Raw genomic sequence first — 24,909 nt, forward strand, 5'->3', positions numbered from 1 at the left:
CGGCGAATGATCGCCTTCATCCACCGTCTCTCGGCGTGGCTGCACCGGCAGATGCCTACGCACGCGCAGATGGAGGGCAACCGGCTCACGGCGCCGTTCGCCAAGCGGCAGGAACTGTTCCGCTTTACCCGGAGATCGGTGCCGCGCGGCATGGCCGTGGGCATGTTCATCGGCATCTTCGCCCTGATTCCCGGTGTGCAGATCATCGGTGCGGCGCTTCTGTGCGTTCCGTTCCGGGGTAACATCCCGCTTGCCGCGGCCGTGACCTTCATCAGCAATCCCTTCACGACCCTGCTGATCATCCTGCCCCTTGGCGTGGCGATCGGAAACAGCTTTGGCTACCATGCCGACATAGCGACCGTGACCACGATGGTCAGGGAAGGCGCAGGGCTCGAGCAATGGTGGGGCTGGCTGCTGTCCGACACGGCTCCCGCTGTCGTCATCGGTCTGTTCATCCAGTCGATCATCGCTGCTTTCGTCAGCTACTTCCTTGCACTCTGGTTCTGGCGCTGGTGGATAGGCCACAAGCACCGGGCGCGGCGTGACCGTCCGCCTCGCGTCGTGGGAGATGCCCAGACGGAAACCTCTGCATGAAGGCAGACGGCGAGAATGGCGGCGTCCGGGCGGACGTCGTCGTGGTGGCTGGAGCGCTGGTGCTCAGTGCTCTGCTTGTGTGGATCGCCTCGGGCGATGCCGTTCTCATGGGGATGTTCCTCGCTTCCGTCGCCGTGTTCGGCGTCATCGCCTGGGTTCTGTCGCGCCGCAGGGCGCCGAAGCCGGAGATCGAGTTCGCACAGCCGGACTGGTCGGTCACCGTCGCGGGAATAGAGCGCCCGGACATGGCGATCGTGGTGACCGATCGCGCCGGGCGCCTGACGTGCGCCAACTCGGCCTTCGAGAGCTGGTTTGGCTCCGGGAGCGTGCCGCCGAGCCTGCCGGTCGTTCCCGCCTCGCTCGAACGGCTGGCGGATACCACGCGCCGGGCATGGCGCGACGGCCACGGGACTGCCGAGATCGTGAATGAGGATGGCGTGCATTGGCGAGCCGATGTCCGGCGGATCGGTCGGGGTGACGATTTCCTGATCTGGCGGCTGACGCCGGACGATGTCAGCAACCCTGTGGAGGAACTCGTCAGCCATCTGGACGGCAAGCTGGGCCGCGCGCTTTCGAAGGCAGGTATAGCGGCTGCCCTTGTCGATCCTGACGGCACGATCAGGACCGCCAGCGCCGGCTTCGCCATGCGCGCTTCAGGCGATCCGGCGGCGGACATGACCGGAGCTGATTTTGTCGACCTGCTGAGCCAGGAGGAGGGCGAAAGGATCGGCTGGGCGCGCGACGGCGGTCGCGGCAGCGCGCTGGTCCTCTACCACGTACCCGTAGTGGATCCGGACAATGCCGAAGAAGCGGACGCGAACACGACCCCCTCGCTCATGCTTGTTGTCGAAGCGGCGCACGGCATCGGCTCCGGCGGCGGCGGCACGGGTTCGGCCCCTCATCTTGAAGCGCTGCTGAGCCAACTGCCGCTCGGCCTTGCCATGGCGGATCGGGACGGCCGGCTGCTGTTCGCCAATCCCGCATTCATGCGGGCCGCCGGTCAGGAGGGTCAGGCACCGCCCACCTATCCGACCGATCTCGTGGTCAAGGAAGACAAGCGGGCGCTGTCGGAGGCGATCCGGCGCTTTGCACAGGGCCCTGCCGCAGCCGGAGATCTCGCCATCCGCCTTGCGACGCAGCCGGATGATCCCGTCTCGCTCAGCCTCGCGGGCGTTCGGGGCCTGGGGGAGGCGGCGGTGCTTCTTGGCCTCACCGACACGTCGGAGGAGATGCGGCTGAAGCGGCAGGTCGCCCAGGCAACGAAGATGCAAGCGGTGGGCCAGCTTGCAGGCGGCGTTGCCCATGACTTCAACAATGTGCTGACCGCGATCCTCGGGACGTGCGATCTCATGTTGATGCGGCATACGCCCGGCGATTCGGATTACGACGATATCCAGCAGATCCGCGCGAATTCGAACCGCGCCGCATCGCTTACCCGCCAGTTGCTCGCGTTTTCGCGCCAGCAGACATTACGGCCCGAAGTCCTGCAGTTGCCCGACGTGGTGGCGGAGGTCTCGCAGATGCTCCGCCGCCTCATCGGTGAAAAGATCCAGCTTTCGGTGACGCATGATCGCGATCTCGGGCCGGTCCGGGCGGACCCGACCCAGCTCGAGCAGGTGATCGTGAACCTGTGCGTGAACGCGCGCGATGCCATGCAGAGCCGCGGCGACGGTTCCGGACGGCTTACGCTCGCAACCCGCAGGGTCACCACTACCGATGTGCGGGCCATGCGTTCGGAAATCGTCCCGGCGGGGGAATATACCGCGCTGATCGTAGAGGATACGGGCGGCGGTATCCCGCCGGAGATCGTGGGCAAGATATTCGAGCCGTTCTTCACCACCAAGGAGCAGGGAAAGGGGACGGGCCTGGGGCTTTCGACTGTCTACGGCATCGTAAAGCAGTCCGGCGGCTTCATCTTCGCGGAAAGCGAACAGGGCAGGGGAACCCGCTTTACCGTCTACCTGCCGGTGCATCACGGCGGCCCTGGCAGCGACGCGGAGGTGGCGTCCAGCGCCCCGCAGCCGCCGACAAGGAAATGGGCCGGCGGCGGTTCGATCCTGTTGGTGGAAGATGAAGATCCCGTTCGTATCGTAGCGGAGCGGGCACTGACCCGGCAGGGCTATCAGGTCACCTGCGCGCGCGATGGCGAGGAGGGGCTGGAACTCGTCGAGGAGGGCGGCCAGTTTGATCTTGTCGTCTCGGACGTGGTTATGCCCAGCCTGGACGGTCCCGCCATGGCGCGCGAGATACGCCGCTTTGCGCCGGATCTTCCGGTCCTTTTCATGTCCGGCTACGCGGAGGAGCAGCTTCGCAAGCAGATTGGGATCGCGAACGCTTGGTTCATGCCGAAACCGTTCTCGGTGCAGCAGCTCTCCGAAAAAGTCGGGGAAGTTCTGGCGCAGACGGCTGGCGATTAAAAAACGGAAATTTCGCGAAGTTCCCCTCTTGTTCTCGCGGAACGAAGCGAGTACGTAGCAGCTCGTGACGTTGACCTTTCCGGTCATGCCGGTAGCAGAGAGGGAAGTGACATGGCTGCTCAGCTCAAGCTGATCCAGGAAGGCAAGGACAAGGACTCGATGGACCGTCAAAAAGCGCTCGAAGCAGCGCTCGCGCAGATTGACCGGGCGTTCGGCAAGGGCTCTGCGATGAAGCTGGGCTCGAAGGAAACCATGCAGGTCGAAGCAATCTCGACTGGCTCGCTCGGCCTTGATATCGCGCTGGGCGTTGGCGGCCTGCCGCGTGGCCGCGTAATCGAGATCTATGGGCCGGAAAGCTCGGGCAAGACCACGCTGGCGCTCCACTGCATCGCCGAAGCGCAGAAGACGGGCGGCACCGCCGCGTTCATTGACGCGGAGCACGCGCTGGATCCTGTTTACGCCAAGAAGCTCGGCGTCAACATCGACGAACTGATCGTGTCGCAGCCGGATACCGGTGAACAGGCGCTGGAAATTACCGACACTCTTGTACGCTCCAACGCGATCGACGTGCTGGTGGTGGACTCCGTTGCCGCTCTCGTGCCGCGGGCCGAAATCGAAGGCGAGATGGGCGACAGCCACGTGGGCCTTCAGGCCCGGCTGATGAGCCAGTCGCTTCGCAAGCTGACAGGTTCGATCAGCCGGTCGCGCTGCATGGTGATCTTCATCAACCAGCTGCGCATGAAGATCGGTGTCATGTACGGCAACCCGGAAACGACCACGGGTGGCAATGCGCTCAAGTTCTATGCCTCCGTCCGTCTCGACATCCGTCGCACTGGCGCGATCAAGGATCGGGATGAAGTCGTCGGTAACGCGACACGCGTGAAGATCGTCAAGAACAAGGTCGCTCCGCCTTTCAAGCAGGTCGAATTCGACATCATGTATGGCGAAGGTGTCTCCAAGATCGGCGAAATCCTCGACCTGGGCGTCAAGGCCGGGATCGTGGAGAAGTCTGGCGCCTGGTTCAGCTATGACTCGATCCGCATTGGCCAAGGTCGCGAAAATGCCAAGACCTACCTGAAGTCCAATCCGGACGTGTGCGAGCGTCTCGAAAAGGCCATCCGGGCAAAGACGGACGGGCTGGCCGAAGAAATGATGGTCGGGCCTTCGGAAGAAGACGACGCCTGATCAAGGGCGGAAATATGAAAACGACAACGCCTCGGCAGAAATGCCGGGGCGTTGTTGTATATGCCGTCCGGGCAGTCCGCTGGGGTGCTGCGTGGAACCATACGGAGGTGCCACGCAGCACGGGCCGGACGTGTCATCGCGATTTTCGAACAGTCTGACCGTAGACTTGCGCTTGCCCACCTCGCGCGGGTGGCTTATCGGCCCGAACATGCACACGACCAACGAAATCCGCCGGTCCTTCCTCGACTATTTCGCCAGCAATGGTCACGAGGCCGTCCAGTCCGCGCCGCTCGTTCCTTACAACGATCCGACGCTGATGTTCGTGAACGCCGGTATGGTCCCCTTCAAGAACGTGTTCACAGGGCTGGAAACCCGCGCGGTTCCCCGCGCCACCTCCTCGCAGAAGTGCGTACGTGCCGGCGGCAAGCACAACGACTTGGACAACGTCGGGTACACGGCGCGGCATCACACGTTCTTCGAAATGCTGGGCAACTTCTCATTCGGCGACTATTTCAAGGAACAGGCGATCACACACGCCTGGACTCTGCTCACGGAGGAGTGGGGTCTTCCTGCCGAAAAGCTGCTCGTCACCGTCTATCACACCGACGATGAAGCGTTCGATCTGTGGAAGAAGATCGCGGGGTTGCCGGAGAGCAAGATCATCCGGATCGCCACCAAGGACAACTTCTGGGCCATGGGGGACGAAGGCCCTTGTGGCCCGTGCTCCGAGATCTTCTTCGATCACGGAGATCACATCTGGGGCGGCCCTCCCGGCTCGCCCGAGGAAGACGGCGACCGCTTCATCGAGATCTGGAACCTCGTGTTCATGCAGTTCGAGCAGGCGGCCGGGGAGATTGTCGGCAATCTTCCCAAGCCCTCCATCGACACCGGCATGGGGCTCGAGCGCATTTCGGCCGTGATGCAGGGCGTGCACGACAACTACGACATTGATACTTTCAAGGCTCTGATTTCAGCGTCCGAAAGCCTGACCGGCGTCGCTGCGCAAGGCGAGAACCGGGCCAGCCACCGTGTCATCGCCGACCACCTGCGTTCCACCAGTTTCCTGCTGGCGGACGGCGTGCTGCCTTCGAACGAAGGCCGCGGCTATGTGCTTCGTCGCATCATGCGCCGCGCCATGCGCCACGCCCATCTGCTGGGCGCGAAGGATCCGCTGATGCATCGCCTGGTGCCGGCACTGGTGGCCGAAATGGGCCAGGCATATCCCGAACTCGGTCGTGCGCAGCCGCTGATCGAGGAGACGCTGGAGCGCGAGGAGGTGCAATTCCGCCGCACTCTTTCCAACGGCCTGCGCCTGCTCGACGAGGCGACGGCCGACATGAACGAGGGTGGTGAGCTGCCGGGTGAAACGGCCTTCAAGCTCTATGACACTTACGGTTTCCCCTATGACCTGACCGAGGATGCGCTGCGTTCGCGCGGGATCGGCGTTGACAAGGCCGGGTTCGACGCCGCCATGGCGCAGCAGAAGGCCGCCGCGCGCGCGGCGTGGAAGGGCTCTGGCCAAGCCGCGGACAGCGAAGTCTGGTTCGACATCGCGGAGCGCGAAGGCGCGAGCGAGTTCACCGGCTACACGTCCACGACCGGCGAAGGCCAGGTGGTGGCCCTTGTGAAAGACGGCAGGGAAGTGGCGGCAGCCGAAGCGGGCGAACAGGTCGTCGTACTGACAAACCAGACGCCATTCTATGGGGAATCCGGTGGACAGGAAGGCGACCGGGGCGAGATCCTGGGTGCCAACGGTCTCAGGATCGCGGTCGTGGATACTTCAAAGCCGCTCGGGCGCCTTCATGCGATGAGCGGCATCGTGGAATCGGGCACCATCCAGGTCGGTGATGCGGTTCATCTGGCCGTGGACGTGGAGCGCCGCGATGCGGTTCGCGCGAACCACTCGGCCACGCACCTGCTCCATGCGGCGCTGCGGAACCGCCTTGGCGGCCATGTGACACAGAAGGGTTCGCTCGTTGCCGCCGATCGCCTGCGCTTCGACTTTTCACATCCCAAGGCGCTGACGGAAGACGACATCGCCGCGATCGAGGCGGAAGTGAACGCCGAAATCCGCGCGAACGAGCAGGTGCTTACGCGGCTCATGACCCCGGACGACGCAATCGCGGCGGGTGCCATGGCTCTTTTCGGCGAGAAGTATGGGGATGAGGTTCGTGTGCTCTCCATGGGGCGCAGCTCGAGTGAGCGTACATACTCGGTAGAGCTTTGCGGCGGCACCCATGTGCGCGCCACGGGTGACATCGGCCTGTTTCGCATCGTTTCAGAGAGCGCGGTCTCCTCAGGGGTACGGCGTATCGAGGCGATGACGGGCGAAGGGGCCCGGCAGTGGCTCATTGGCCGCGAAAACGCATTGAAGAATGCAGCGGGCCTGCTGCGGACGACGCCTGAAGAGGTGGAAGCACGAGTCGCCGCCTTGCTGGACGAGCGCCGAAAGCTGGAACGCGAATTGGCGGATGCCAAGAAGGCGCTGGCCCTCGGTGGCGGTTCGGCTCAGGCCGAGGCGGCTGACGAAGAGGTCAACGGTATCAAGTTCTCAGGGCAGGTCCTGCAGGGGCTGGATCCCAAGGAGCTGCGTGGGCTGCTGGATCAGGCGAAGCAGCGGCTCGGCTCGGGCGTGGCCGTTGCCATCGCCGTGAACGACGGCAAGGCGAGCGTTGCCGCCGCCGTCACGGACGATCTCACCGCTCGGGTCAGCGCTGTCGATCTCGTGCGCAAGGGGGTCGAGACGCTCGGCGGCAAGGGCGGTGGCGGCCGCGCCGACATGGCCCAGGGCGGCGGGCCGGACGGCAGCAAGGCGGCTGACGCTCTGGCATCGGTGAAGGCGTTGCTGGCCGGCTGACGCCGGCGCCGCAAAGGCAGCCCGCGTCAGACGGGCGAGGGGCGTCGGTGCGCTGAAAGGCAGCTGACGACCCCGGCCGTGATCAGCCCGAAGGCGCCAACCTCAAGCGCCGTCGGAAGGCGACCTTCCCAAGCGAAGGCATAAAGCAGCGCGAACAGCGTTTCGAACAGGATCATCTGCCCGACCAGCGTGAGGGGAAGCAGCCGGCTGGCTCGGTTCCACAAGGCGTTGCCAAGGATGGAGGCCAGCAGGGCAACGCCGGTCGAGGTGCCGGCCAGCACCAGCCATTCGGCCGCCGGCCGGCTCCAGTCATCCATGAAGACCGATATAGGCACGAGCAGCATGGCAAGGCCGCCGGTGAGGAGACCGGTAAGCAGGTTCCACTCATGCACGGAGAGCCGCGTTCGAAAGAGGCAGCGCACGTTGGCGACGGCGAACGTGGTCCACGATGCAAGCGCGCAGACGGCGTAACCAAGGCCGAGAAGGCGATCCGCCGTGGCGGCGGACGAGGGCGCTGCGAGAGCCTGCCACCCGATACAGACGCCGCCCGCCACGCAGAGCAGAAGCGAAGGCAGCAAACGGGTGAGTGGAACAGCGCCGTGGTCTCGGCTGCCGATCACGGTGACGAGCACGGGAAGGAAGCCCATCACCAGCGAGGTGAGCGCGGCACCTCCGGATTGCACCGCGGCGGCAAGGAAGATGTAGTAGACGATGTTCCCGGTGAGCGCGAGCCAGGCGAGACTGAGCCATTCCCGCCGCTTCAGCGCTGCAAGGACGGCGCGCAGCCGGGGCGCGATCAGTGCAACGGACGCCGCACCATAGCACAGGTAGCGCCCGATGGAGAGCTGCAGCGGCCCGAACCCCGCCGCGAGTTCGGGAGCAAGGAAGACCAGCCCCCACAAGGCCCCCGCGCCGGCTCCCGCCAGCACGCCGCGAGCGGTCGCACCGGCGGAGGATGAGGCGCCAATATGTTCGACAGAAGTGGCCATGTCTGCTTTCCACCGGAAGGACACCGAGCGATTACACGGATGTGATCGGGTTTTGCGCTCTTGATTTACCCCCTGATTGCAACAATCACTCGGTTATGCCGCGCAAACCTGACGATATCGATGCCTTCGACCGTGCCATTCTGCGTATCCTGCAGCGCGACAACAAGACCCCGCAGCGCACGATCGCAGAAGCTGTCAATCTTTCGGCCGCTGCGGTGCAGCGCCGTATCGCGGCGATGGAAAAATCCGGTGTCATTGCTGCCAACGTGGCGATCGTGGATCCGGAGGCGCTGTCGCTGGGCGTGACGGCGGTTGTGGAAGTCTTCCTTCGCGATGAGCGCACGGCCAGCATCGATCGCGCCAAGACGCTGTTCCGAGGGACGCCGGAGGTACAGCAATGCTACTATACGACCGGCGGCACCAGCTTCGTACTGATCATCGTCACGGCGGGCATGCGGGCGTACGAAGCCCTGACGCGCCGCCTGTTCTCGGACCACGAATGGGTCGCGAGCTTCCGTACGCTGGTGGCGCTCGATCGCGTGAAGAGCGGGGCCGAGCTGCTCGTTCCGTGAAGGGCGACTTAGGCGGACTGGCGCAGTTGCCCGGTCTTCAGCGACGGCTTCTCGGCCAGGCCGCCCTCCTCCATAATCATCTGGCGGAACTCGTCCCTCTTCTCGTGAATGGAGGCGATGACCGGTCCCATGGCCACGCCGGTTTCAACCAGCGCGGCTTCGGACAGCTGGAGTGAGCTTTCCAGTGTCTCCGGCACCGCATAGCTCGCCCCTGCGCGGTAGAGCTGCGCGGCGTGGTCGGCGTCGCGGGCGCGGGCGAGGATCGGCAGGTCCGGAAACTGCATGCGCAATTTGCGCACGATGCGCTGGGCGGTAACCGGCTCGTCCATCGTAAGGATGACCGCTGCCGAATCGGCTGCTCCCAGGCGCAGGAGCGCGTCTCCACGTCCAGCGTTCCCGAACGCCACCGAGTAACCGAGCCGTCTTCCCTGCGCGACAAGATCGGCGTCGCTGTCGATCGCGAGATAGGGGCGGCCGTGACGCGTCAGCATATCGGCCACCAGATGACCCACGCGGCCAAACCCCACGATCAGCGTGGGCGGCTTTGTCTGGTCTTCGGGCGGCCGGTGAGGCGTTTCGGCGCGGTCGACCCGCTTTGCCATGACCTTGCCGAGCATGGCGAGCAGAGGGGTCACCATCAGGCCCAACGCTGTCACGATCTGCCAGAACTGCGCGGTCCCCGGCTGGATCAGCTGCGCAGTCGCGGCCGCCGTGAGCACGATCAGCGTGGTCTCCGATGGGCTCGACATGAGAATGCCGGCCTCCATCGCGGTGCCGCGACGGGCCCCCATGACGCGCAGCATGACGCCGGTGACGAAAGCCTTGAGCAGGATCACGGCCACGGTGGCGGTGACGATCGAGGCGAGATTCTCCCACACGACGGCAAGGTCGATGCTCATGCCGATGGTGATGAGGAACACGCCGAGAGCAAGGCCCTTGAAGGGCTCGGTAATCTGTTCGACCTCTGAGTGATACTCGGTCTCAGCGATCAGCAGGCCCGCGACAAGGGCGCCGACGATCGGCGAAAGTCCGGCTGCGGCCGTTGCCAGAGACGCGACGATCACGACCAGCAGACTTGCGGCTAGGAAAAGCTCAGGGCTCTTGGTCCGGGCCGCCTGCGCGAACAGCGGCGGCAGGAGATAGCGGCCGAAGAACAGAAGGCCGACGATGACAATCGTGCCCCACAGCAGGGTGTCGAGCAGAGCGTTCACGCCGCCCCCCGCACTCGGCCCGAGGGCGCCCAGAAGGAAGATGATCGGAACGAGGGCGATGTCCTCCAGCAGGAGCATGGCCAGCGCAGCCTTGCCGACCGGTGTCGTCGCCTCCGTGATCTTGAGGACCAGCGCGGTCGAGGAGAGGGCAAGGGCAAGGCCCAGAGCCAGGGCACCGGAAAAGCTCTGCCCGATCGCCGCAAGGATAAAGGTCAGGGACGCAGAAATGACCACGAGTTCAAGCGACCCGAGGCCGAACACCATCCGGCGCATGTCCCACAGGCGCGCGAAGGACAGTTCCAGGCCGATGGAAAACAGAAGCAGGATGATGCCGAACTCGGCGAAGATCTCCAGACCTTCGGGATCGGTGATGGTGATGTAGTGAAGCCAGGGGTGGTCGAATACCAGGCGACCGAGGCCGAACGGCCCCACCAGAAGCCCCACCAGGATGAAGCCGATGACCGGCGTGATGCGGAAACGATTGAAAACCGGGATGACGATGCCCGCTGCGCCCAGGATCACCAGGGCGTCGGACATGACGGGAGAATAGAGGTCGTGGCTGCCGGACATTCTTGGCAGACTAGGGCAGCGTCGCCTTCTAGGAAACGGCAAGTTTCCCGGTTTTTTGATCTGCCCGCCTCGACTGCCGCCTTCCCGCCGAGGGCGGGGCGGGGTCGAAGGGACGAACAGACTCGGGACATTTCCCTGCTCGCTGTTCCCGGTCTGCGCAACTTCACTTGGCGTTCAGCAAAGCGCTGGCTATAGACCCGTCCCATGACCGCACGCTCGTCGCTCAAGACCGCCTTTCTCGTCGCCGCCGCAGGGGCGATCGTTCTCACTGCCGGATGCGGCGGACGCGCCAAAAGCCGCGACACCGCTTACGTGGCACGTGACGTGGATACGCTTTACGCGGCTGCGCAGGAGCGCCTCAACACGGGTCGCACGCGACAGGCGGCAGCGCTGTTCGACGAAGTCGAGCGTCAGCATCCCTATTCGCCGTGGGCGCGCCGCGCCCAGCTGATGAGCGCGTTCAGCTATTACGCCGCACGCGACTACAACAAGGCTATTCAGTCCGCGCAGCGTTTCTTGTCGATCCATCCCGGCAACAAGGATGCGCCCTACGCATATTATCTCATCGCGATCTGCTACTATGAACAGATCAGCGACGTGACCCGCGATCAAAAGGCGACGGAGCAGGCCAAGCAGGCGCTCACCGACGTGATGCGTCGCTACCCCGGCACGACGTATGCGCGCGACGCACAGCTCAAGATCGACCTCGTGAACGATCACCTCGCGGGTAAGGAGATGACCATCGGTCGTTCCTACGAACGCAGCGGCAAGTGGCTCGCCGCGACGCTGCGCTTCCGCAATGTGGTCGATAATTTCCAGACCACCAGCCATACGCCCGAGGCGCTGTACCGTCTGGTTGAGGGCTATCTCTCTCTGGGCATCCCGGAAGAGGCGCAGAAGGCCGCTGCAGTTCTGGAAGAGAACTATCCCCGCAGCTCGTGGTACGCCCGTGCCTACAAGCTGATGGCCAAGCACGCGCCGGAAAACGTCGCGGCGTGATCGGGACGCGCGGTTCAGCCGCGCGAATCATCCTCAAGAGCGCTTGATCCTCGCGGGTTTACCGCATCACGCCGGGTTTGCCTGAAGCCGCGGTGCGAAAGCGCGTGCCTGCTTCCTGTCACGAACTGGAATGCAGTTGCGCTTTAGGGCGCGATAGCTGAAATCTATTGTCTACCCCATTGCTTGAGATGTAAGACTCAACAGCGCAGAACGAGGGAGACGGCACCAGGGGGGCGCATAGGCGCGCTTCCTGATTTCCCACTCTCACATCAGTCCGGCCCGGCATTCGACCACGAAGCCGCCGATCCGGACAGCGCGCCATACCTGCCGGCCCGGAGGGGGCGGCCGAACAGCAGGTGCAAACCGGACAGCCGGATGCATTCAATTCCCTGACAAAGGATTTGAACATGACTTCGTTTGTCCGCAGCATTCTGCTTGCCACGACCACTCTTGCGTCCGCGGCTACCGGTATCGTGCCGGCCCGCGCCGACATCATGGAACCAACTGCCACGGCGGCCGCTGCTACCGTCGCTGCCGAAGCACCGCAGGAAAGCCCCAGCTCCGTAGGGACCGGGGCCAGCGACCGAAGCGGCGAAATCTTCGTCACTGCCCGACGCCGGCAGGAATCGAGCCAGGACGTTCCCGTCGCCATCTCAGTCGTTGGCGGCGAACACATCGACGCCACGGGCTCGTTCAACGTCGGCCGCCTGCAGCAGCTGACGCCCACGCTCCAGTTCTACTCCTCGAATCCGCGCAACACGGCGGTCAACATCCGCGGACTGGGCGTGCCTTTCGGGTTGACCAACGATGGCATCGAGCAGGGCGTCGGCATCTATGTGGACGATGTCTACAACTCGCGCGTGGCTTCCGCGACTTTCGACTTCCTTGACGTCGCGCAGGTCGAGGTGCTGCGCGGTCCGCAAGGTACACTTTACGGCAAGAACACCACGGCAGGCGCCATCAACATCACGACGAACCAGCCTACCTTCGATTTCGAAGGAAAGGCGGAAGTTTCGCTCGGCAACTACAACTTCAAGCAGGCCAAGGCGGCGATCTCCGGCCCCTTGAGTGAAACCGTGGCGGCGCGCCTCGCGATCTCCACCACGGACCGGCGTGGCACCATCTACAATGTCACCACAAGCCAGTGGATCCAGAGCCAGGACAATCTGGGACTTCGCGGACAGCTGCTGTGGACGCCGACCGAGACGCTGGACATTACGCTTGCCGGCGATTTCAGCGCGCAGGACGCCAACTGCTGCGGATCGGTCTACGTCCGGACGGGGGCAACCCAGCGCGCGCTCAACCGCCAGTTCGAGGCTCTAGCGGCGGCGCAGGGTTACGCGCCCGTTAGCCGCGACCCCTTCGATCGCAGGACCGATCTCGACACGCCGCTGCAGGCCGAGAACAAGATCGGCGGCGCCTCTTTGCGTGTGAAGTGGGAGGTGGGGCCCGGTACGCTGACGTCCATCACGGCATGGCGGTTCTGGGACTGGGACCCGTCGAACGACCGTGACTTCACGGGCCTGCCGATCGTCAGCAAGTCGCAGAACCCCTCGCAGCAGGACCAGTACACACAGGAGCTGCGGTACAGCTACAGCAGCGACACGATCGACTTCGTCGTGGGCGCCTTCGGGTTCTACCAGCGCATCGACACGCAAGGCACCGAGGAACATGGCGCCGCGTCGAGCCGCTGGAGCATAGCCCCGTCGAACCCGCTGTCGAACGATCCGGCGACGCTGAACGGGCTGGTTGCCTACAACACCCAGTACCTCAAGAACACCAGCGCCGCGCTCTACGGGCAGCTGAGCTGGCACGTGACGCCGGAACTCACCCTTCAGCCGGGCGTCCGCCTGAACTACGACAAGAAGGAAGGTTTCTATCAGCGGCGGGTGTTCGACGCCGCCGGCAACGAAGTGCTGGCGACCCGCACCCCCACCGCGTTGCAGGCGGCGCAGCTGGCGATCTTCACGCCGCAGGAAATCTCGCCAAGCTTCAGCGACTGGAACTTCAGCTACGACTTTACCGCCAGCTACAAGGTTGCGCCGGACGTGCTGGTCTATGCCACCTACGCAAAGTCCTTCAAGTCGGGCGGCATCAATCAGAACGGCGTGCCGCTTGCACAGGACAACGTGACGCCTCTCTACGATGTGGCGACCGTAAAGCCCGAATCGGTCTACCACTACGAGGCAGGGCTCAAGACGCAGTTCTGGGATCGGAAGGCGACCTTCAATCTCTCGATCTTCCGGACGGACATCAAGAACTACCAGGCGAACGTGAACAACGGCCAGTTCGGCGTCCTTCGCGGCTATCTCGCCAATGCCGGTGCGGTGCGATCGCAAGGCGTTGAGGTGGATTTCTCGATCCGTCCCAGCGAGCGGTTCAACGCCTATGCCAACGGTGCCTACACGGACGCCACGTACCGCAAGTTCGTCGATGCGCCGTGCCCGCCTGAGCTTTCCGGCGGTACGACCGCGCAAGTGGGCCAGGTTCCGGCGGCTCCGGGCACGCCCGGCCTCAGCCCCGCGAACTGCGACATCTCCGGAGAGCGTCTCCCCGGCATCTCGGAGTGGTCGTTCTCGTTCGGCGCGGAGGCGAACAGGCCGGTGTCGCTCCTGGGTCGCGAGGGCGAGGTCTACTTCGGCTATGATGGCAGTGTCCGCACGAACTTCTCGTCCAATCCCAGCCCCTCGGCCTATACCTGGATCGACGGCTACAGCCTGCACAACTTCCGGGCGGGTTTCCGGACCGAGGGCGGCTTCGATGTCTACGCCTGGTTGCGCAACGCCTTCGACGAGGACTACTTCGAGCAGCTCTTCGTCGGACCGGGCAACACCGGCCTCATCGCCGGTCTTCCGGGCGATCCCCGGACCTGGGGCTTCACGATCAAGTCGAACTTCTGAGGATGGCCGAAGGCACGGGTGGGGCTTCGACTCCGCCCGTCCCGTCACTTTCCACGACTGCACACACAAGGTCGCGAAGCGGGGTGACGAGGCTTTCGCCATCCGCTAGAACGCTTGGCGAACATGCTCAGTCGGCTTTCCATCCGTAACATCGTCCTGATCGAGGCTCTCGATCTTGATTTCGCCCGAGGGCTCGGCGTGCTGACCGGCGAAACGGGTGCGGGTAAATCGATTCTCCTCGATGCCCTGGGACTCGTGCTGGGAAACCGCGCCGACAGCGGCCTCGTCCGCGGGGGAGAGGACCGCGCGAGCGTGACGGCCAGCTTCGACGTTTCCGCGCTGCCTGCATCGGTCCTGACCGTGATCGACGAGGCGGGGCTGGAGCTTGAACCCGGTGAACCGCTCATCCTCAAACGGCAGCTTCGTGCCGATGGCGGGTCGAAGGCCTTCCTCAACGATCAGAGCGTAAGTGTCGCCTTGCTTCGCGAAATCGCTCCCGCGCTGGTGGAGATCCATGGGCAGCACGATGATCGCGGGCTCGTCAACGCCCGCGGGCACCGCGCCTTGCTGGATCGGTTCGCCGGTGGTGAAGTGGTCGAGGTCGAGGCGGCGTGGAAGGCGTGGCGCGCGGCGCAGGACGTGCTCGATCTCGCCCGGGATCGTGTGTTGCGGGCCGCCGAGGATCAGGACCTGCTGCTGGCGCATCTGGCCGAACTCACCCAGCTTGCCCCCGAAGCGGGGGAGGAGGAGTTGCTCGCGAATGCACGGGCGGACATGCAGAAGGGGGAGAAGCTGGCGGATGACCTGGCCGCGCTGCAGCACCTCTGGAGCGGGTCCGATTCGGCGCTCGCGAACTTGCGCGGTGCGGCGCGTCGGCTGGACCGCATCGCAGGTGAGCATGAGCTTCTGGGAGAAGCGCTCGCGGCGCTGGACCGTGCGGTGATCGAAGCCGGAGAGGCTGAGGACAAGCTGGAACGCGCGGCAGAAGCGCTCGCCTTCGATCCGGCGGAACTGGACCGAATCGAGACGCGCCTGTTCGACCTGCGCGCCGCCGCCCGCAAGCACGGCTGCCAGGTGGACGATCTTCCGGTGAAGATGGCCGAGATGCGGGCAGCTCTCGACGATATCGAGGGCGGGAACGAGCATATCGTCGAGCTGGAGAAGGCCGCGCAGAAGGCGGGTCTGGCCTATAGGGAAAAGGCGGGCGCGCTGCATGACGTGCGCCGCGCAGCGGCGCGTCGGCTCGACGCCGCAGTAGCCGCCGAACTGGCGCCATTGAAGCTCGACGCGGCCCGTTTCCGGACCTCGGTCGTGCGGCTGCCGGAGGAGCGTTGGAGTGCCTCGGGAATGGATGCGGTAGAGTTTCTCATCAGCACCAACCCGGGCTCGGACTTCGCGCCTCTGGGCAAGATCGCCAGTGGCGGAGAGCTTTCGCGCTTCATTCTCGCGTTGAAGGTGGCGCTCGCGGAAGAGGGCGGCGCCGCGACTGTAATCTTCGACGAAATCGACCGGGGCGTCGGCGGTGCCGTGGCCGACGCCATTGGCGAGCGGCTGGCCCGCCTGGCGGCGAACGGGCAGCTTCTGGCCGTGACTCACTCTCCGCAGGTCGCGGCACGGGGAGATCGCCATTACATGATCGCGAAATCGAGCCAGGGAACGGTCACGCGCACCTCCGTCACGCCGTTGAGCGCCGCCGAGCGGAAGGAAGAAATCGCCCGCATGCTCTCCGGGGCCGAAGTGACCGACGAAGCGCGTGCACAGGCCGACCGACTCCTCGTCCGGGCCTGAAACGAAGGAATAGCTTGTGACGGATGACGTAACAGCCGCTTACCGGCGCGATGGCTATGCGCCGCTTCCCGCTTTCCTGCCCAGGGAGGTGGCCAACGGCTTCATGGCCCGGATGCAGGCGGACCTTCGCCAGCAAGGTGTCAGCCTGGAACAGCTTCGCCGGGAAGGACCGCTGCTGAGGCAGGCCGCCAGTGAGATCTACGGGTTTCACTATGCGCCACTGGCCACGTTTCACTGGGGTATGACGCCCGCCATAGAACGGCTGGTGGGCGAGCCGATCCTGCCCACTTACGCCTATTTCCGGCTCTATCGGGGCGGAGACATCTGCCGCGTGCACGGGGATCGCTATGCCTGCGAGCATTCGCTCTCGCTGACGCTGGCCTACTCGCATGACCGGCCCTGGGCCCTCGAAGTTGCATCGCAGCGGGTCGAGAGGCCTTACGAACGCGCGGACGCCGGTTTCGGTGCGGAGGAGGCGACGGGCTCGGTCGCCATGAACGCGGGCGACGCCGTGCTGTACCAGGGCGTCCATCATCACCACGGTCGCACGACTCCCAATCCGAACGACTGGTCTGCTCACGTATTTCTTCATTGGGTCGGGCGCGAAGGGCCTTATGCCGGCGAAGCCTTCGACAAGCAGATGCCGCCGCCACGCGTCATCATCTAAGCGGGGCGCCCCGCCCGTAGCAGACGATGCTTCCCGTTCTTGCCGTCTGCAGGCTAGAGCGCGACAAAGGCCATGCGCCACCACACCCGGACTCCTCGACAATGACTGACACCCTCCCTTCCGAAGCTGAAGCCGCCAACGAACTGATGCGCCTCGCGCGGCAGATCAACCGGGCGAACAGGCTCTACCATGTCGAGGATGCGCCGGAGATCGCGGACGCGGAGTACGACGCTCTGGTCCGCCGCAACGCCGCGCTTGAGGCGGCTTACCCCCACCTCGTTCGTGCGGATTCGCCCACCAACAAGGTGGGACACGAAGTCAGTGCATCGCCGCTTGGCAAAGTGACGCACGCCGTGCGGATGATGAGCCTCGACAACGCCTTCAGCGATGAGGAAGTGGCAGAGTTTCTTGCCCGCGTTCGTCGGTTCCTCTCCCTCCCGGCCGATGCCCCGCTTGCCGTCACGGCGGAGGACAAGATCGATGGGCTGTCCTGCTCCCTGCGCTACGAGCACGGCAGGCTTGTTCGCGCTGCGACGCGCGGGGACGGGCAGGTGGGTGAGGATGTCACGCCCAACGTCGCGCACATCGCCGACATCGTGCAGGAACTGCGGGGCGACGATGTTCCAGACGTCTTCGAGGTGCGCGGCGAGGTCTACATGGAGAAGGCTGCGTTCCTCGCACTCAACGCCCAGCTGATGGACGACGCGCGCGCCCTGGCGGATGCGCGGGGGGAGGCGTTCGACGACACGAAGGTCCGCCAATTCGCCAATCCCCGCAACGCTGCCGCAGGGTCGCTGCGGCAGAAAGATGCCGCCGTCACGGCGAAGCGACCCTTGCGGTTCTGGGCCCACGGCTGGGGCGCGGTGAGCGCGGTGCCGGGCGAAACGCAGCATGAGGTGATCCGTCGAATCGAGCGGTGGGGGCTGCCGGTCTCGCCGCAGTTCCGCCTGTGCAATTCACTTGAAGAGATGCTCGAGGCCTATCGTGCCATCCGCGACGCGCGGGCCGCCCTGCCGTTCGAGATCGACGGCGTGGTGTACAAGGTCGACAGGCTCGATCTGCAGCAGCGGCTCGGATTCGTGGCGAAAGCGCCGCGCTGGGGATTGGCGCACAAGTTCCCTGCCGAACGTGCGGAAACCGTGCTCGAAGCCATCGACATCCAGGTCGGCCGCACGGGCAAGTTGACTCCGGTCGGTCGCCTCAAGCCCGTGCTTGTCGGCGGCGTGACCGTGACGAACGTCACCCTGCACAACCGAGACGAGATCGCGCGGCTCGGTGTGCGGCCGGGAGACCGCGTCGTTCTGCAGCGCGCCGGCGACGTTATTCCACAGGTTGTGGATAACCTCACCCGCGAGGTGGCGCGTGATCCCTATACCTTCCCGGATCATTGCCCGCAGTGCGGGTCCGAGGCCGTTGCGGCCGAGGGGGAGGTGGACGTCCGTTGCACCGGGGGCCTCGTGTGCCCGGCGCAACGCACGGAGCGCCTGAAACACTTCGTTAGCCGCGCCGCCCTCGACATCGAAGGGCTGGGCGAGAAGACCATCGAGGAGTTTTTTGCCAGGGGCTGGCTCGAGAGCCCGGCGGACATTTTCCGTCTGCGTCGGCGGAGGCAGGATATCCTTGCCCTCGAAGGCTGGAAGGACAAGTCTGTGGACAACCTGTTGGCAGCTGTGGAAAGCAAGCGGCAGCCTGATGCGGCCCGGCTTCTTTTCGGACTTGGCATTCGCCACGTGGGGGCCGTCACCGCCCGCGACCTCATGAAGCGCGCCGTCACTTTGCCGCAGCTGCGCGCCCTGGCGGAACAGGCGCATGTGAAGGACGGCGAAGCGGCCGCGCGCGATGCCAGTGACGCCTATGCCGAACTCGTATCGATTGACGGCGTCGGGCCCGTGGTGGTGGAGGCGCTGGGCGACTTCTTCCACGAGGAGCACAACCGGCAGGTCTGGGATGACCTGCTGAGCGAAGTTTCTCCGCCCCCTTACATCGTCGAGACGCTGGAAAGCCCGGTCTCCGGGAAACTCGTGGTCTTTACGGGCAAGCTGGAGACAATGAGCCGCGATGAGGCCAAGGCTCAGGCGGAGCGGCTGGGCGCCAAGACAGCCGGTTCCGTGTCACCGAAGACGGATCTGGTCGTCGCCGGACCAGGTGCGGGATCGAAACTGAAGAAGGCGGCCGAATTGGGCATCGAGGTGATCGACGAGGCCGCCTGGGCCGAGATCGTCAGGACGGCCGACTAGAGGCGGCATAGCCGACACGGCGAAGCCGCCAGCACGGCGCCACGGGCAGGGGGCGCCCGTGGCGTGAAGCCTTAGCTGAAACGACCGCGCCGCTCATGAACCTGGCGGTAATGCTGCACCCGCGTGGCGCGCAGGCCCGCCATACCCTCCCTCTCGACAGAGCGCTGCCAGGAGGCGAACTCTTCCAGCGTCAGGCCATAGCGCTCGCACGCCTCGGCGATCGAAAGCAGGCCGCCGTTCACCGCTGCGACGACCTCTGCCTTGCGCCGCACCACCCAGCGCGAGGTGTTGGGCGGCGGCAGGTTCTCGTCCCTTAGCGGCTCCCCGAGCGGCCCGATCACCACGGACGGGCGCTCGGTCTTGATATCTTCCATGGCTGGTGCCTTTCGAGTGGTGGCGGCCAACCCCCTGTCTGCCAACATCGCCGCAATCATTTAAACGCGAAACACCGAATTTGGTTAATGTCCGTTTACGTTCAAACCCGTGCCGTCCCGTCTTTGGCAGGGTGGCCGCCAGATCGATCGAGATCATCCTTTCGGTTCAGGACCGCCTCTCCGGGAGCCCTCGGCTCGGGTGCTCCGATGCGGATGAAATCAAGCGGGTCGCTTGCGCAGCCACAAGATGGACCAGTCCCCGTTGACCATCCGCGCGGCGAGGCGCAGCCCCGCCTTACGGCAGGCTGCACGCACGGCCGCCTCCTGCGTCTCCAGCAAGCCTGCCAGCAGCAGGTGCCCGCCGGGCACAAGGGCCTTGCCGAAGTCGGGAGCAAGCGAAACGAGCGGCCCCGCGAGGATATTGGCGAGGATGAGGTCGTAAGGCCCTCGTGCTTCGAGGACGGGATGGGCCATTCCGTTCGCGACCGTCATCACCAGTTCGCCCGGACGCGCGCCTATCGCCACGCCGTTGGCGGCCGCGTTATCCTCCACCACACCCACGCAGACAGCGTCGATATCGCTGGCCGTCGCGAGGGCGCGGGGCCACAAGGCAAGCGCCGCGAAGGCGAGCAGGCCGGTTCCGGTTCCGATATCGGCGCAGTTGCGAATCACGAGCCCCTGCGCCTTCATGTGCGTGAGCATGGCAAGGCAGCCGGCGGTGGTGGCATGATGCCCGGTGCCGAACGCCTGACTGGCCGGGATCACGAAGTCGACGACGGCGGGATCTTCAGACGCGGGATGGTCAGGCGTGTGGACATGGAAACGCCCGGCGCGGATGGGCTCCAGCCCTTCCTGGCTGGCGACGAGCCAGTCCGTGTCCGGCAGTTCCTCGATGAGGAGATCAGGCCTCTCTTCCGCGAACAGCGCCAGGATGGCCTGCTTATCCGTGCTGGTGGGCTCTCGATCGAGCCAGGCTTCGAGCTGCCAGTCGTCCGGTTGGTCCTCCGCAACCTCGCGTCCGGACAGGACGATCTCCGGATCCCAGTCCCAAGCGTCTTCATGAGCGACAAGCGCGCCCTCGATAGTGGGACGGGGGGCGAATGCGGTAACTTTCCAGCTCACTTGCGGCCCTCATCGGAAAGGCGGTCTTCAAATCGCACTTGCGCAGCCTTGGCGTAAGCGCGGCAGGCGCTGGCATCCGACAGGGGTTTGCGGCCTGCGAAGCGCTCCATCATTGCGCTTTGGCCGGGATGGGGCGTCAGGAGGATGTCGCAGGGAAGGCCGGCCATGACCGGCAGCCCGCGCCGGATCTGCGCCACGCGGGCGGGGTGATTGCTGAACCGGTATCCATCGGCGGAGATCGTGGAGGAGCTGTCGGCGTACGTGATCGTGCGGCAGTTGCCTGCGCCTGCGCAGGATCGCCAGGTCCAGCTTGTCGAGCCGGGCGCGTGGACGGGTGTCGCATGGGCGGTCAGGGTGATGGAGCCGACGGCCACCGTGTCTGCGTCCTTCAGCGTACGGGCGACGACTGCGGGCGCGATAGGGTCAAGGACGGCAAACTGGGGATCATCCCTGTGGGGGCGGCCGCTTTCCAGGGCCGCCTTCTGCGTTGCCAGTGCGGCTATCCTTGCACCTGTGGCCTTCTGAAGCGCCGCGAGCGCTCCGACGTGATCGAAATGTTCGTGGCTGGTCACGATCCAGCGGATGTCCCTGGGGTCGATGCCGGCGCGACGGATGCTGGAGAGCACCAGGGGCGCAGCCGCGGGCACGCCGGCGTCGACGAGCACGTGGCCCTCTTTCCCGGTCACCAGGATGGCGGAGATGCCGCACGTGCCTACGTAGAAGGTGTTGCCGAATATGCGGGCAGGCGGAGCCGGGGCGTCCCACGCGTCGTTTCCGGCGCAGGCCTGCGCAAGGGCAGGGAGCGAACCTGTGTCCGGCGTCGCTCCGTATGCGGCATGGGAAGCCAGAGCCGAAGCGATCCCCAGGCCGGCGATAAATAGACTGCGATTCATGAGCGCTCCTTTAGAGCGCGGGTTTAGCAGTGACCAGTCCGGCAAGGGCATGGGTGCGATACCCTTGCACCGTGGCTCGATTTGTCTAAGGGGGCTTCCATGAGGGCAGTTCATGACACTGCCGCAGGCAAGGGGATTCGTAAGCGCCATGGCAAATGCCGGGACCAAGAACCGTCCGCTCTCGCCGCACCTCCAGATCTGGAAGTGGGGCCCGCACATGTTCGTGTCGATCCTGCATCGCATCACCGGCGATGGCATGGCCCTTGTAGGCCTCGGTGTGCTGTTGTGGTGGCTCGGAGCGCTCGCGGGAGGCCCTGCTTCCTACGCGACGTTCGCCTGGGCCATGACGACGCCGATCGGCTACCTGGTGCTCGTGGGCATATCGTGGGCTTTCTTCTCGCACATGTGCAGCGGTCTTCGCCACCTCGTGCTGGACACCGGCGCAGGTTACGAGCTCAAGGTCAACAAGACCTGGGCCACCATCTGCCCGATCGCGGGCGTGCTGCTGACCATCGCCTTCTGGGCGATCCTGCTGCTTCGCTGAGGTAAGGAAACATGGGTAACGGAACCTCCATCGGTCGCGTACGCGGCCTCGGCTCGGCCAAGGGCGGCGTGCATCACTGGCTGGTGCACCGCTTCACGGCCCTCAGCAACCTGCTGACTGTCCTCTTCCTCGTGGTGTCGATCCTGCTGTTGCCTGACATGTCGTACGGCACGGTGGTCGAGTGGATCTCGCGGCCCGTCCCGGCGGTGATGATCATCCTGCTGGTGGTCTCGGTCTTCTGGCACGCCCGGCTCGGTCTCCAGATCCTCATCGAAGACTACGTCCACGACGCGAACAAGCTGTTCCTGCTGATCGCGCTTAACCTGGCCGCCATCGGCGGCGGCGCCTTCGGCGTCTTCTGCGTCATTCGCCTCGCGCTGGGAGCTCACGCATAATGTCCGCGCCCGCATACAAGATCATCGACCACACTTACGACACCGTCGTCGTCGGCGCCGGCGGTTCGGGCCTGCGCGCCACCATGGGTTCGGCCGAAGCCGGCCTGAGGACGGCGTGCATCACCAAAGTGTTCCCGACCCGCTCGCACACCGTGGCGGCGCAGGGCGGCATTGCCGCCAGCCTCAAGAACAACACGCCCGACCACTGGACCTGGCACATGTACGACACCGTCAAGGGGTCGGACTGGCTGGGTGACCAGGATGCGATCGAGTACATGGTGCGCGAGGCTCCGGCTGCGGTCTACGAACTGGAGCACGCAGGCGTGCCCTTCAGCCGCAACGCGGACGGTACGATCTACCAGCGCCCCTTCGGCGGCCACATGCAGAACATGGGCGAAGGCCCGCCGGTACAGCGTACTTGCGCGGCTGCCGACCGTACCGGCCACGCCATGCTTCATGCGCTGTACCAGCAGTCGCTGAAGTATGCGGCGGACTTCTTCATCGAATACTTCGCGATCGACCTGATCATGGAGAACGGGAAGTGCGTCGGCGTGATCGCGCTGTGCATGGACGACGGCACGATTCACCGCTTCCGCGCGCAGGCTGTGGTGCTGGCCACCGGCGGCTATGGCCGCTGCTACTTCACCGCGACCTCGGCCCATACCTGCACCGGCGACGGCGGCGGCATGGTGCTGCGTGCCGGCCTGCCGCTGCAGGACATGGAGTTCGTGCAGTTCCATCCGACCGGCATCTACGGCGCCGGCGTCCTCATCACCGAGGGCGCGCGCGGCGAAGGCGGCTACCTGACCAACTCCGAAGGTGAGCGCTTCATGGAGCGCTATGCACCGTCGGCCAAGGACCTTGCCAGCCGCGACGTTGTCTCGCGCTCGATGGCGATGGAAATCCGCGAAGGCCGCGGCGTCGGTCCGCACAAGGACCATATCTACCTGCACCTCGATCACATCGATCCCAAGGTTCTGGCGGAGCGCCTGCCCGGCATCACCGAGAGCGGCAAGATCTTCGCAGGCGTGGATCTCACGCGCCAGCCGCTGCCGGTGGTCCCCACGGTTCACTACAACATGGGCGGCATTCCCACGAACTACCACGGCGAAGTCATGACCATCGGTCCTGACGGCAACCCCGAAACGGTCGTTCCGGGTCTCTTCGCAGTGGGCGAGGCGGCCTGCGTCTCGGTCCACGGAGCGAACCGTCTGGGCTCGAACTCGCTGATCGATCTCGTGGTGTTCGGCCGTGCTACCGGCCACCGCCTCAAGGAACTGCTGACGCCCGAAGCCAAGCAGCCGGAACTGCCGAAGGACTCGGCAGACCTGGCCCTCACGCGCCTCGACCACTTCCGTCACGCCAAGGGCGGTTCCTCCACGGCGGAAATCCGCACCGAGATGCAGCGCACCATGTCGCTGCACGCGGCGGTGTTCCGCACCGACGAGCTGATGGTCGAAGGCAAGGAAAAGCTTGCGCAGACTTATCAGCGGATGAACGATATCAGCGTCAGCGACCGTGGCCTGATCTGGAACTCCGACCTCGTCGAGACGATGGAGCTGGACAACCTGATCTCGCAGGCGACCGTGACGCTTCATAGCGCACAGAACCGCAAGGAAAGCCGCGGCGCACACGCGCATGAGGACTTCCCGAACCGCGACGATGCGGAGTGGATGAAGCACACCGCAACTTGGTTCAACGGCTGGGGCGGCAAGGGCGGCGAGGTCCGCATCGACTACCGTCCGGTCCACGAATACACGCTCACGGACGATGTCGAGTACATCAAGCCCAAGGCACGCGTGTACTGATACGGCATTTCGCCGCAATGCGGTGAACGAGAGGAGGGCGGCGTAGCGGCAAGGCTACGCCGCCCTTTTTCGTTTTTTTGGCTGAACGGACCGGGAGCGGGCAACTTCCAGATGGCTCGGGCATTGGGTTGTCCAGAAAGGACCGGTCATGGAACGCACCGAACCAGATCCGCTGCTCACTCCAGACGTGGGGCATGATCCCGTCGTCCGCCAGATCGAGAGGACGCCCGGCAGTTCGTGGGGCTGGGTGATGGCCTACGGTCTGCTGCTCCTGCTGGTGGCGCTGATCGTCCTTGTGAACCCGCTGGTGTCGGGCGTCGCGACAGGGCTGCTTCTGGGTATCGCGCTGGTGGTTTGCGGCGTGGCGGCGTTGGCCGCTGGCTGGACCGCCCTGTCAAAACGCGCCCGATGGACAGAGCTGCTGCTGGGCATCCTCGCTCTTCTCGCGGGGGTATTTGCGATTGCGAACCCGGTGGCGGGGGCACTTTCACTCGTCGTTGCGATCGGCTTCTGGCTGATCCTGTCGGGCGTGTTCCAGATTGCCTTCGCCCTTCGCGTGCGGGAGGATCGCGGTTGGCGGCTTCTGCTTGGTGGTCTGGACGTTGTGCTGGGGTTCATTCTCCTGCTCTCCGGCGCCTGGGTCGGCCTTGCTTTTCTAGCGACCCTGGTGGCGATCAGCTTCATCGTGCGCGGGGTATTCCTCATCCAACTGGCGCTTGCCCTCCGCAAAGCCTGACCAACCATTCATCTGCCGTTCACATTTACAGATGTAGTCGATTACATCTGT

19 protein-coding genes are annotated in these 24,909 nt (G+C 64.8%); 14 read left to right on the forward strand and 5 right to left on the reverse strand.

Going from position 1 to position 24,909, the window contains the following annotated elements:
• The first annotated feature begins 6 nt into the window (after positions 1-6).
• From QOL62_RS01925 to alaS, 4 genes are all read left to right on the forward strand, one after another.
• Positions 7-594, forward strand: a complete 588-nt coding sequence (locus QOL62_RS01925; protein WP_103728504.1) for a DUF2062 domain-containing protein — start codon at positions 7-9, stop codon at positions 592-594.
• A complete protein-coding gene (locus QOL62_RS01930) occupies positions 591-3,011 on the forward strand; it encodes a hybrid sensor histidine kinase/response regulator (protein ID WP_283404974.1) in 2,421 nt (806 codons plus the stop codon). The genes QOL62_RS01925 and QOL62_RS01930 overlap by 4 nt, the downstream gene beginning before the upstream one ends.
• A 111-nt stretch (positions 3,012-3,122) precedes the next feature.
• Entirely contained in the window at positions 3,123-4,196 is a 1,074-nt protein-coding gene (gene recA / locus QOL62_RS01935; protein WP_103728506.1) for a recombinase RecA, read from the forward strand.
• 208 nt (positions 4,197-4,404) lie between these two features.
• The gene (gene alaS, locus QOL62_RS01940) at positions 4,405-7,053 is read left to right on the forward strand and encodes an alanine--tRNA ligase (RefSeq protein WP_283404975.1); all 2,649 of its coding nucleotides are present in this window, start codon (positions 4,405-4,407) and stop codon (positions 7,051-7,053) included.
• A gap of 26 nt (positions 7,054-7,079) precedes the next feature.
• Here the strand turns inward: alaS and QOL62_RS01945 are convergent, their stop codons facing one another.
• Complete coding sequence (locus QOL62_RS01945; RefSeq protein WP_283404976.1) at positions 7,080-8,042, reverse strand: DMT family transporter; 963 nt, start codon at positions 8,040-8,042, stop codon at positions 7,080-7,082.
• A gap of 95 nt (positions 8,043-8,137) precedes the next feature.
• Between QOL62_RS01945 and QOL62_RS01950 the strand changes: the two genes are divergently transcribed.
• Positions 8,138-8,614 carry an Lrp/AsnC family transcriptional regulator gene (locus QOL62_RS01950; protein WP_283404977.1) on the forward strand — a complete coding sequence of 159 codons (477 nt, stop codon included), beginning with the start codon at positions 8,138-8,140 and terminating at the stop codon, positions 8,612-8,614.
• An 8-nt stretch (positions 8,615-8,622) separates the two neighbouring features.
• On the opposite strand, the gene QOL62_RS01955 is transcribed toward QOL62_RS01950, so the two are convergent.
• Positions 8,623-10,395 (reverse strand): cation:proton antiporter domain-containing protein, encoded by a 1,773-nt coding sequence (locus tag QOL62_RS01955; protein WP_283404978.1) that lies wholly within the window; start codon positions 10,393-10,395, stop codon positions 8,623-8,625.
• A 204-nt stretch (positions 10,396-10,599) separates the two neighbouring features.
• On the opposite strand from QOL62_RS01955, the gene QOL62_RS01960 reads away from it, so the two are divergent.
• From QOL62_RS01960 to ligA, 5 genes are all read left to right on the forward strand, one after another.
• Positions 10,600-11,394, forward strand: coding sequence for an outer membrane protein assembly factor BamD (locus QOL62_RS01960; RefSeq protein WP_283404979.1), 795 nt, complete (start codon positions 10,600-10,602; stop codon positions 11,392-11,394).
• Positions 11,395-11,801: 407 nt separating this feature from the next.
• Positions 11,802-14,294: a TonB-dependent receptor gene (locus QOL62_RS01965; protein ID WP_283404980.1), complete on the forward strand. Its 2,493-nt coding sequence runs from the start codon at positions 11,802-11,804 to the stop codon at positions 14,292-14,294.
• Positions 14,295-14,417: 123 nt separating this feature from the next.
• Positions 14,418-16,082, forward strand: a complete 1,665-nt coding sequence (gene recN / locus QOL62_RS01970) for a DNA repair protein RecN (RefSeq protein WP_103728511.1) — start codon at positions 14,418-14,420, stop codon at positions 16,080-16,082.
• A gap of 16 nt (positions 16,083-16,098) precedes the next feature.
• Positions 16,099-16,749, forward strand: a complete 651-nt coding sequence (locus QOL62_RS01975) for a hypothetical protein (protein WP_283404981.1) — start codon at positions 16,099-16,101, stop codon at positions 16,747-16,749.
• 101 nt (positions 16,750-16,850) lie between these two features.
• The gene (gene ligA / locus QOL62_RS01980; RefSeq protein ID WP_283404982.1) at positions 16,851-18,986 is read left to right on the forward strand and encodes an NAD-dependent DNA ligase LigA; all 2,136 of its coding nucleotides are present in this window, start codon (positions 16,851-16,853) and stop codon (positions 18,984-18,986) included.
• 71 nt (positions 18,987-19,057) lie between these two features.
• Here ligA and sciP read toward each other — a convergent pair whose 3' ends face one another.
• The 3 genes from sciP to bla all read right to left on the reverse strand — a co-directional run bounded on the left by sciP (position 19,058) and on the right by bla (position 21,375).
• Positions 19,058-19,360, reverse strand: a complete 303-nt coding sequence (sciP, locus tag QOL62_RS01985) for a CtrA inhibitor SciP (RefSeq protein ID WP_283404983.1) — start codon at positions 19,358-19,360, stop codon at positions 19,058-19,060.
• A gap of 219 nt (positions 19,361-19,579) precedes the next feature.
• The gene (locus QOL62_RS01990) at positions 19,580-20,482 is read right to left on the reverse strand and encodes a 50S ribosomal protein L11 methyltransferase (RefSeq protein ID WP_283404984.1); all 903 of its coding nucleotides are present in this window, start codon (positions 20,480-20,482) and stop codon (positions 19,580-19,582) included.
• On the reverse strand, positions 20,479-21,375 hold the full coding sequence (gene bla / locus QOL62_RS01995; protein ID WP_283404985.1) for a subclass B3 metallo-beta-lactamase: 897 nt from the start codon (positions 21,373-21,375) through the stop codon (positions 20,479-20,481). The genes QOL62_RS01990 and bla overlap by 4 nt, the downstream gene beginning before the upstream one ends.
• A 148-nt stretch (positions 21,376-21,523) precedes the next feature.
• Here bla and sdhC point away from each other — a divergent pair, with 148 nt between their 5' ends.
• From sdhC to QOL62_RS02015, 4 genes are all read left to right on the forward strand, one after another.
• Positions 21,524-21,919 carry a succinate dehydrogenase, cytochrome b556 subunit gene (sdhC, locus tag QOL62_RS02000; RefSeq protein WP_103728516.1) on the forward strand — a complete coding sequence of 132 codons (396 nt, stop codon included), beginning with the start codon at positions 21,524-21,526 and terminating at the stop codon, positions 21,917-21,919.
• An 11-nt stretch (positions 21,920-21,930) separates the two neighbouring features.
• The gene (gene sdhD / locus QOL62_RS02005) at positions 21,931-22,314 is read left to right on the forward strand and encodes a succinate dehydrogenase, hydrophobic membrane anchor protein (RefSeq protein WP_103728517.1); all 384 of its coding nucleotides are present in this window, start codon (positions 21,931-21,933) and stop codon (positions 22,312-22,314) included.
• A complete protein-coding gene (gene sdhA / locus QOL62_RS02010; protein ID WP_103728518.1) occupies positions 22,314-24,122 on the forward strand; it encodes a succinate dehydrogenase flavoprotein subunit in 1,809 nt (602 codons plus the stop codon). Before sdhD ends, sdhA begins: the two co-directional genes overlap by 1 nt.
• A 148-nt stretch (positions 24,123-24,270) precedes the next feature.
• Complete coding sequence (locus QOL62_RS02015) at positions 24,271-24,858, forward strand: HdeD family acid-resistance protein (RefSeq protein ID WP_283404986.1); 588 nt, start codon at positions 24,271-24,273, stop codon at positions 24,856-24,858.
• The last annotated feature ends 51 nt before the right edge of the window (positions 24,859-24,909 follow it).

It is taken from the genome of Novosphingobium panipatense (genome assembly GCF_900182875.1).
GTDB lineage: Bacteria > Pseudomonadota > Alphaproteobacteria > Sphingomonadales > Sphingomonadaceae > Novosphingobium > Novosphingobium panipatense.